General features: G+C 68.7%; 8 protein-coding genes. 1 reads left to right on the top strand and 7 read right to left on the bottom strand.

From position 1 onward, the window contains the following. Nucleotides 1-99 precede the first annotated feature (99 nt). The 3 genes from AX702_RS05940 to AX702_RS05950 all read right to left on the bottom strand — a co-directional run bounded on the left by AX702_RS05940 (nucleotide 100) and on the right by AX702_RS05950 (nucleotide 2,754). Nucleotides 100-1,194, bottom strand: coding sequence for a DUF2336 domain-containing protein (locus AX702_RS05940; RefSeq protein ID WP_066777422.1), 1,095 nt, complete (start codon nucleotides 1,192-1,194; stop codon nucleotides 100-102). 35 nt (nucleotides 1,195-1,229) lie between these two features. Beyond that, nucleotides 1,230-2,189 carry a hypothetical protein gene (locus tag AX702_RS05945; protein ID WP_066777425.1) on the bottom strand — a complete coding sequence of 320 codons (960 nt, stop codon included), beginning with the start codon at nucleotides 2,187-2,189 and terminating at the stop codon, nucleotides 1,230-1,232. Nucleotides 2,190-2,460: 271 nt separating this feature from the next. Further along, nucleotides 2,461-2,754: an Hpt domain-containing protein gene (locus AX702_RS05950; protein WP_066777428.1), complete on the bottom strand. Its 294-nt coding sequence runs from the start codon at nucleotides 2,752-2,754 to the stop codon at nucleotides 2,461-2,463. A gap of 135 nt (nucleotides 2,755-2,889) precedes the next feature. Here AX702_RS05950 and AX702_RS05955 point away from each other — a divergent pair, with 135 nt between their 5' ends. Next, entirely contained in the window at nucleotides 2,890-5,145 is a 2,256-nt protein-coding gene (locus tag AX702_RS05955) for a hypothetical protein (protein ID WP_231731745.1), read from the top strand. A gap of 237 nt (nucleotides 5,146-5,382) precedes the next feature. On the opposite strand, the gene AX702_RS05960 is transcribed toward AX702_RS05955, so the two are convergent. From AX702_RS05960 to AX702_RS05975, 4 genes are all read right to left on the bottom strand, one after another. Further along, the gene (locus AX702_RS05960; protein WP_066777432.1) at nucleotides 5,383-5,646 is read right to left on the bottom strand and encodes a DUF1467 family protein; all 264 of its coding nucleotides are present in this window, start codon (nucleotides 5,644-5,646) and stop codon (nucleotides 5,383-5,385) included. 6 nt (nucleotides 5,647-5,652) lie between these two features. Further along, entirely contained in the window at nucleotides 5,653-7,233 is a 1,581-nt protein-coding gene (locus tag AX702_RS05965; RefSeq protein ID WP_066777434.1) for a ribonuclease J, read from the bottom strand. Nucleotides 7,234-7,527: 294 nt separating this feature from the next. After that, on the bottom strand, nucleotides 7,528-8,328 hold the full coding sequence (locus AX702_RS05970; protein ID WP_066777437.1) for a type III pantothenate kinase: 801 nt from the start codon (nucleotides 8,326-8,328) through the stop codon (nucleotides 7,528-7,530). 11 nt (nucleotides 8,329-8,339) lie between these two features. Next, nucleotides 8,340-8,885 (bottom strand): biotin--[acetyl-CoA-carboxylase] ligase (locus AX702_RS05975; RefSeq protein WP_066777439.1); only part of this gene is annotated, 546 nt, incomplete at its 5' end.

Raw genomic sequence — 8,885 nt, forward strand, 5'->3', positions numbered from 1 at the left:
GCGCCCCGCCGGCACGCTCGTTCATCGCGGCGAAGCGCGGATCGGCCTCGACCAGCCGATCGCCCTCATCCAGCCGGGCCGTGAGCGCGGGACCGTCGATCACCGCATCACCGCATTGTCCAGCGCCCGTACCGCGGACCGGAATTCGGCCGGCAGGGCGAGCAGCGCCAGGCTGTCCATCGCCTCATCCGGCGCGACCTGAGCGATCGCATCAAGCATATCCGCCAATGTTTCGATGTCGCGGCGCGGGTCGGCATCCGCCAATAAGAGACCGATCCGCGCAATCGCAACCCGATCGAGGTCCGCAGCACGCAGGGCGAGCCAGAGCCCCTCCCCATGCACATCAAGCACCAGCGCCCGCACTTCCCGATCATCAAGCGCCAGTGCCTGTGACAGGAGGGTGATGAAGAGCAGGAGATGCCCCTCCTCCAGTGCCCGGATCAGATGATCCGGCAGCGCGGCAGGCGCGCGGCGAAGCGCCGCGGCCAGCCGGTCGGCCGCCACATCGAAGCGGTCCTGATCATTCTGCGCCGACATGCTGCGTTGCGCGGCCTTGGTGATGGCACGATCAACGGCGGTGCGGGACGGCGCAGCGACCGCCCAGCGTTCCCGAAGCGCGGCCGCCACCCACCAGATGAGCCGTTCACGGAGCATGTCCGGCAGATCTGCCACCCGCCCGGAACGCCGGAGGCTTTCCGCATCGAGATAAGCGCGGGCAGCGCCGGCGAGCGCCCGATCCGGACTGCCGGCAAGGTCATGCAGCCAAGGCGTCGCACCCGCGGCGCCGCGGGCGAGCAGGGCCGCACTCAGGTGATCCTGACGCACCTGGGCGAACAGTTCCGCCATCAATGCGCGATCGCGCAGCAATCCTGACTCGCGCAAGCGGTGAACCAGCGCCGCTGCCCCCACATCGCGTGGCGGCGTGGTGGTGCAGAACCGGCCAAGATGATCGCCCAGATGATCCGATGCACGGGCGGAAAGATCCTGCGCGATAGTCTGAACCGTGGCGCGCAGCATCGCCGCCGTTGCGGTGCGGGTTCGATCATCCAGCCGGTCTTCCTCCGAACGGAAGTAATCATCGATGACCCCCGCCAGGCGAACCTCGGCGCGCGACGCCGCGGCCGCGGCACGCGCGAAAAGCGGCGCCGAATCCGACTTGTTGACCTCCGAGGCGCCGCTGTGATCGACCGACATGAAAGCGCATTAGCGCGCGGCACGTTAAAGGGCTGCTAAACTGGCGCGCGAAGTGTCTCAATTGCGAACGCCAGCGTTACGGTGGCGTACAGGGCCGCGCAGACGAGGCCGAGGAACGGCATGCCGAGCACCGTTCCGACCGCGATCACGACGAGATAGGCGGGCGCATCACCCCACCAGTTCGGACGGCCTGCGCGCATCGCGCGATGCCCCAGCGCGCCCGCCGCAACGAGCGCAAGGGCGAGCACCCGGGCCGTCAGCTCACCCGTTTCCGCATCGAGTGCATGCCCCAGGAGCAAGGCGGACAAGGCGGGCACGCCGAGCCCGAGCCCGCCCATCACGCGCGCCAGAACATCTTCATCGCGCAGCCAGGCGAAGCTGGCCGCCAGCGCCGCGAGCGCCGTGGTGAACACGCCGAGCAGCAGCCCGATGGTGAGCTGCCCCGTCCAGAGCGCCACCAGACCAGCAACGCCGGACGCCGCCGTTACGCCGGCCATCACGCCGGTGGGCATATGCCGGCGCATCAGCCATGGCATGACCGCCCGCGCGAGCGGCCGGACCAGCCAGCGATTGAACCAGCCCGGCCGTGCGGCGAGCGTCGCGCCAACCACGGCGCGGCTGCGCGTCTCCAGCGTCTCCCGCCGCGATTCGATGCCATGGCCGGTCCGCGGCTCGCCCTCCGGGAGGACGAGGCGAAGCGCACCGGCCTGGGCGGCGACATGAAGCAACGACGATTGAACATCGTAATCGCGGGGCATGGCGGCGACCTCGGTCAGTCGCTTGCTGTCGAGCCGCGCAAGGCCTGCCCATGCATCGCCGCCGCCGATCAGCTCATAACCGGCATCGCCCTCGCCTTCCGGAACGACCAGCAAGGTATCGCCCTGCTCCTGCGCCAGCGGGCCGACCACGGCCTCGGTGGTGATGAGGCCATCGGCAACCACCAGCAATTGCGCCAGCGGATGCAGCCGCGCGGCCGCCTCCCCGGCGCTGCGCACGGTATCGACCGTTACGCCGCGCCACGACCACCACGATCTGCGACACGCCGGCGGCGATGAGCAGGCGCGCCTGATATTCGATCACCGTCATTCCGGCGAACGGCAGCGTGGCGGCAAGCGCGCCCATCGGCTCGTCCGCATCCCGGACGGCAAAGATCAGCCCTGCGAGCATCGCGCGCTGTTAGGGGCTGTCCGGACGCTGGGCAATCACCAAGCGGGCACCAAGCGGACACCAAGCGGGCGCCGCGATCGCGACGGGGCCGTGCGGATTTTACAGCCGCGCGACCGCCTGTCGCAAGCGCCGGATCATGGCGGGATCGCCGACCGGGCGGCGCGTCGCCTCCGTCGCCAGCGCCACGAGCCGGACGGCGCCGAAGCTGGCGGCGAGCCCCTTCAGCCGCCACGCCGCGGCGCGCCAAGCCTCCTCATCCCGAGCGCCTTCGATGGCGGCCAGCCCGCGCCGCGCGCTTTCCACGAACGCCGCGCGCAGCTCCGCAATCAGTGCCGGGTCATCCCCCACCGCGGCCGCCAATGCGGCGTGGATTGCTCCCGGATCGATCGCCATTCGCACGACGCTACGACGAAACGCTTAATCGCAAGTTGCCGCTATTTGCTTTGAGCAGGGTAATTTCATGGTACATCTCGCCCCATGACTGGGGGGCAGACGATAATCGACATCCGTACGCGCGACGCAAGCGAGATGAACGACACCAGCGCACCGGACGTGCGGGCGGAAACGGTTGAGCATCCCATCCCAGCGGAGCAGGACTATCACGCCGAGCCGCAGGCGCCACTGCCACCCGCGCGCAGCGAAACATTGGGCCCGATCGTATTGGTCGCCCTGTCGGCGGTGTGGATCGGCGTGCTGCTGTGGCTGGGCCGGGGGCAGTTCGCCACCATGGGGCCGCTGGACATCGCCCAGTTCGGCGCCGCGCTGGTCGCCGTGCCCGCGCTTGCCGGCATCGTCTGGCTGATCCTGCTGCGCACGAGCTGGGCGGAGGCGCAGCGCTTCGCGGCCACCGCCCATGCGATGCGCGAGGAAGCGGCGGCGCTGGAATGGCTGGTCTCCTCGCTCGCCGGCACGCTGGAGCAGAACCGCCAGCAACTGGCCGAGCAGGCGCGGCAGATCGGCGCCATCGGCAACGAGGCGAGCGCCCGGCTGGCGACGATCGGCCGCAATCTTTCGGAGGAGATCGACCAGGCGGACGTTCACGCCCGGTCGCTCGCCGAAGCGGCGGGACAGGCGCAGAACAGCCTGTCGGCGCTGCTGGACGCCATGCCCAAGGCGCAGGCGGATGCCGAAGCGCTGATCGGCCGGATCGAACAGGCGGGCGTGAAGGCCGGGGAACAGGCCGCGGCGCTCGAGACGCAGATCGCCGCGCTGGCGGAGCGCGGGCGCGAGGCGGAAACGGTGGCGGGCGACGCGGCGAAGTCGCTGGCCGGGCACATGACCCGCATGGAGGCCACCAGCGAAACCGCGGGCGCGCGGCTGGAAGCGGTGACGGGCGACATGTCGGCGGCGGTCGATGCGCTGCTCCAGCGCACGGCCGATGCGGTGGAGGAATCGCGCAAGGGGCTGGCCGCGCAGGCCGATACGCTCTTGGCGATGGTCAACACCAACCAGGAAGCGCTGAACAGCGCCGCGCGCGAAAGCGCCGAGGCGCTCGCCGAGCGCGTCAGCCGGATCGAAGCGGTGATCGAGCGCATCGCCGAACGGCTCGACAGCCAGCGCGCGGCGGGCGACGGGCTGGTCGGCGATCTGGAAGGCGGCATCGCCCGGGTCGAGGACCGGCTGCAGAAGCTGCACCATCAGGGGGTCGAACGATCGCAGATCCTGGCGGCGTCGATCAGCGCGCTGGGCGGATCGGCGGATGCCATGACGCAGGCGCTCGCCGCCGGCGATGCCATGGCGAACAAGGCGATCTCGACGACGGAGGCGCTGCTGATTGCGCTGGACGCGGCGGCGCGCGAGATCGACGAAACGCTGCCGGCGGCCGTGGACCGGCTCGATTCGCGCGTGGTCGCGGCCAAGCAGGTGGTCGCGGCGGCCAAGCCGGAGCTGCTCGCGCTCGTCACGGCGGCGGAAAGCACTCATTCGGCGATCGAGGCGATCGCGCAGGTGATCGCGGATCAGCGCGGCAATGTGGACATGCTGACGGGCAATCTGCTCGACACGCTGGCGACGGGCCGTGCCAAGGCGGACGCGATGGGGCAGATGGTGGACGAGGCGGCGGACCGGGCCAATCGCTTTGCCGAGGAAGCCGCGCCGCGCCTGATCGAGATGCTGCTGCGCGTGCGCGACACGGCGAGCCAGGCGGCCGAACATGCCCGCGACGTGCTGGCGCGCGTCATCCCCGAGGCGGCGGACGCGCTGGGCAAATCGGGCGCGGATGCGCTGCGCCGGGCGGTGAATGCGGGGCTCGACACCCAGATCCACCAGATCGCCAATACCGCGGAGATCGCCGTCAAGGCAGCCTCGCAAGCGGCGGACCGGCTCGACGAGCGGCTGAAGGAGATCGAATCGCTGTCGGCGACGGTGGACTCGCAGATCGAACTGGCACGCACCGCGCGCGAGGAACAGGAGCTGGAAAGCTTCGCCCGACGCGCCTCGCAGCTGATCGAGGCGCTGAACTCCGCATCGATCGACATCACCCGCAGCTTCTCGTCCGACGTCGCGGACAGCGCCTGGGCGGCCTATCTGAAAGGCGATCGCGGCGTCTTCACCCGCCGCGCGGTGCGGCTGCTGGAAGATGTCGACCAGCGCCAGATCGCCACTTTCTATGACGAGGATGCGGAGTTCCGCGACCAGGTGAACCGCTACATCCACGATTTCGAGGCGATGCTGCGCGTGATCCTGACCCAGCGCGACGGATCGCCGCTGGGCGTGACCCTGCTGTCGTCGGACATGGGCAAGCTGTACGTGGCGCTGGCGCAGGCGATCGAACGGCTGCGGTAAGCGCGGCGGGCGGCCTGTGCTCTGGGGCAGGCTGGTCCGGCAGGCAAAGTGCCGGCCGTTACACCCGATGTGCGAGCAGAACCGTGAAGCCTGAACCCTGAACCCGCGCGCCGGACCGGGATCGGGGGTGCATGCTGCCGGCGGAGTTTTGCCAGAAGCCTGACCTCCGCACGGGCGAGCCGCAATGGCTGGATCGGTCGGGGGCTCCGCCCCTCCCCACGCCCGGCGGTCAGCGGATCAATATTTGGTCATGTCGATCATGTCCGGCGTGATCCAGCCGTAGATGTAATTGGCGTAAAACAGCACGAACAACACCGTGGCGACGATCGTCACGCGCAGCGCGACCTTGCCGGGGGCGAAGTCGTGCGGCGCGCTGTCTGCCTGGCCGGCGACCCGCTCCGTCCCCGCCTCCTCGCTGGTGCGCACCCCGAAGGGGAGCACCAGGAAGACGGAAAAGGTCCAGAAGAGGATGTAGATCGCCAGCGCGGACGTCCACCTCATGGCGCGTCAGACCTCCAGCAGCAGAACGTCGACGATCGGCTTCTTGCCGGTCCAGCGGGTGGCGCAGCGGCGCACCGCGAGGCGCACCTCCTCACGCAGCCGATCGCGGTCGCGCGATCCGCCCTGCACCGCTTCCGCCGCGGCGTCCTCCGCCTCGGCGATGAAGGCGGCGCGCTCTTCCTCCACGGGGATGCCCTGCAGCCGGATCTGCGGCGCACCAGCCAGCCGACCGCGATTGGTAACGGCAACGGCCACGGAGACCTGGCCGTGAAGACCGATCCGACGACGCTCGTTGATGGTCGCCCCATCGGCGGGCAGGATCACGTCACCATCCAGCACCAGCCGCCCGACCGGCGCATGACCGATCTTTTCCGGCGCGCCGGGCGCGAGCCGCACCAGATCGCCATCCGTCTGCACGATCGTCTGCGGGATACCGCGCGACAGGCCGAAGCGGGCCTGCTCCATCAGGTGGCGCATCTCGCCATGGACCGGGACCAGCACGCGCGGGCGCAGCCAGCCATAGATCTGGGCGAGCTCCGGCCGGCCGGGGTGGCCCGACACATGGACGTGCGCCTGCTTCTCCGTGATCATCTCAACGCCGCGGCCGGCCAGGATGTTCTGGATGCGGCCAATCGCCACCTCATTGCCCGGGATCTGCTTGGACGAAAAGATCACGGTATCGCCGGCATCCAGCTTGATCGGGTGCGAGCCCTCGGCAACGCGGGACAGGGCCGCGCGGGCCTCGCCCTGACCGCCGGTCGCCACCACCAGCACCTGATTGCGCGGCAGCCGCATCGCCTCATCCGGCGTGATCGTATTCGGAAAGTTCTTCAGATAGCCGCAGGCGCGCGCGACCTTGATGATGCGATCCAGCGAGCGGCCGGCGACGCACAAGGCGCGGCCGGTCTCTTCCGCGACCTCGCCGAGCGTCTGCAGGCGCGCCGCATTGGAGGCGAAGGTGGTGACGAGCACGCGCCCGCGCGCCTTGGCGACGGCATCGGCCAGGCCGACCCGGACCTCGCTTTCGGAGCCCGATGGCTCGGCATTGAACACGTTGGTCGAATCGCACACCAGCACGTCGACGCCAGTGTCGCCGATCGCCGTCAGTTCGGCAGCGGTGGCAGGCGTGCCGATGACCGGCGCGGCATCAAGCTTCCAGTCGCCGGTGTGGAACACACGGCCAGCCGGCGTGTCGATGATCAGCGCGTTCGCTTCCGGAATGGAGTGCGACATGGGCACGAACTGGAAGTCGAACGGGCCGACCTTGAAGCGCTCGCCCGGCATGATGACGCGCAGGTCGATCCGGTCGGCAATCCGCTCCTCTTCCAGCTTGTGGCGGATGAGGCCGGCGGTGAACGGCGTGGCATAGAGCGGCACGCCGAGATCGTCGGCAAGATAGGGCAGCGCGCCGATATGATCCTCATGCCCGTGGGTGAGGACGATACCGCCAAGCTCCTCCAGCCGATCCTCGATAAAGGCCAGATCCGGCAGTACCAGATCGATGCCGGGATATTGATGGTCGGCGAAGGTGACGCCGCAATCCACCATCACCCAACGGCCGCGGCAGCCATAGAGGTTCACGTTCATCCCGATCTCGCCGGAGCCGCCAAGGGCGCAGAAGAGAAGTTCGTCTTTCTTGGGAATCGTAGTTGTCCTTAGTCGTCGCCGCCGACGCGAGACGGCGGGGAAGGCGCAGGTGCGCCCTGATGTTCATGGCTTCAGTGTCTGGGGGAAGCCCCTGCCCCAATCTCTTGCGTCATCCCGGACTTGATCCGGGATCCATCCCTCCACGAGCGCTGTGGGCTCAAGCAGAGCGAAACGCTCGCGGCGCCTTGGATCCCGGCGCCAGGCCGGGATGACGTTGGTTCTTCAACCGAAATCTCACCGACCGATATGGGCGCGTTCCCACATGATCGCCAGCCCCTGGATCGTGAGATCCGGCTCGATCGCGTCGAACACGTCGGTATGCTGCTCGAACAGGGTTGCGAGGCCGCCGGTGGCGACAACCTTCGCCGGGCGGCCGATTTCCGCCTTCATCCGCGAGACCAGCCCTTCGATCATCGCGATATAGCCCCAATAGATGCCGATGTTCATCTGATCGACGGTGTTGCGGCCGATCACGCCGACATTCGCCTTGGGCGCCTCGATCGCGATGCGCGGCAGCTTGGCGGCGGCGTTCACCAGCGCATCCAGCGACAGGTTGATGCCGGGCGCGATGATCCCGCCCTTGTAGGCGCCGTTGAAGTCCGACACATCAAGCGTGGTCGCGGTGCCGAAATCGATCACGATCAGGTCGCCGGCGTGAATGGCATGGGCAGCGATGGTGTTGACCGCGCGATCGGCGCCGAGGCTCTGCGGCTCGTCCACGTCGAGCGCGACGCCCCATTCGACGGGCGGGCGACCGGCGATCAGCGCCTCATGCCCGAAATACTTGCTGGAGAGCACTTCGAGGTTGTGCAGCGCGCGCGGCACGACGGTGGAGATGATCACGCCCTCCACATCGCTGCGCTGATATCCCTCCAGCGTCAGCAGCTGGCTGAGCCACACGGCATATTCGTCGGCGGTGCGGCGCGCATCCGTGGCGATGCGCCAGCGGGTCTTGATCTCGCGCCCGCCTTCCTTGCCCATGGCCACCAGCGCAAAGACGACGTTCGTGTTCCCCGCATCAATCGCAAGCAGCATTGACCCCTCCCTCATACCAGGAACACATCGCCGGCATGGATGACATGCACATGCCCATCCGCCAAGCGCAGCCGTAGCGCGCCGTCCGCCGCAAGGCCATCATAAGCGCCGGTGATCGTGCTGCCGTCGGCCAGATTGGCATTGAGCCGCGTCCCGAGCGCATGGGCCTGCGCCTGCCAGCGGGCAACGACGGGCGCGAGCCCCTCCGTGCGCCAGATCCACAGCCAGCGGGCGAACTCCACCGTCAAATGCTCGTACAGTTCGGCCGCCGAGTGGATCCAGAGGCGGCCGGCCAGGCTGGCCGTCTCGCGCCCCTCGATCGAAGGATGGGTGGTGAGATTGACCCCGAAGCCCGCGACGATCGCATCGCCGCTGCGTTCCAGCAGGATCCCGGCGAGCTTGGCGCCGTCCAGCAGCAGATCATTGGGCCATTTGATCGTCACTGCCGGACAGCCCAGCGCGGTGACGGTTTCGGCCAGCGCGACGGCGCAGACCAGCGCGAGCGAGGCCGGAGATGGATCCCCCGGGCGGACCCGCACCAGCGTGCTGGCGTAGAG

Source organism: Sphingomonas sp. CCH5-D11 (assembly GCF_001557395.1).
Lineage (GTDB): Bacteria > Pseudomonadota > Alphaproteobacteria > Sphingomonadales > Sphingomonadaceae > Sphingomonas.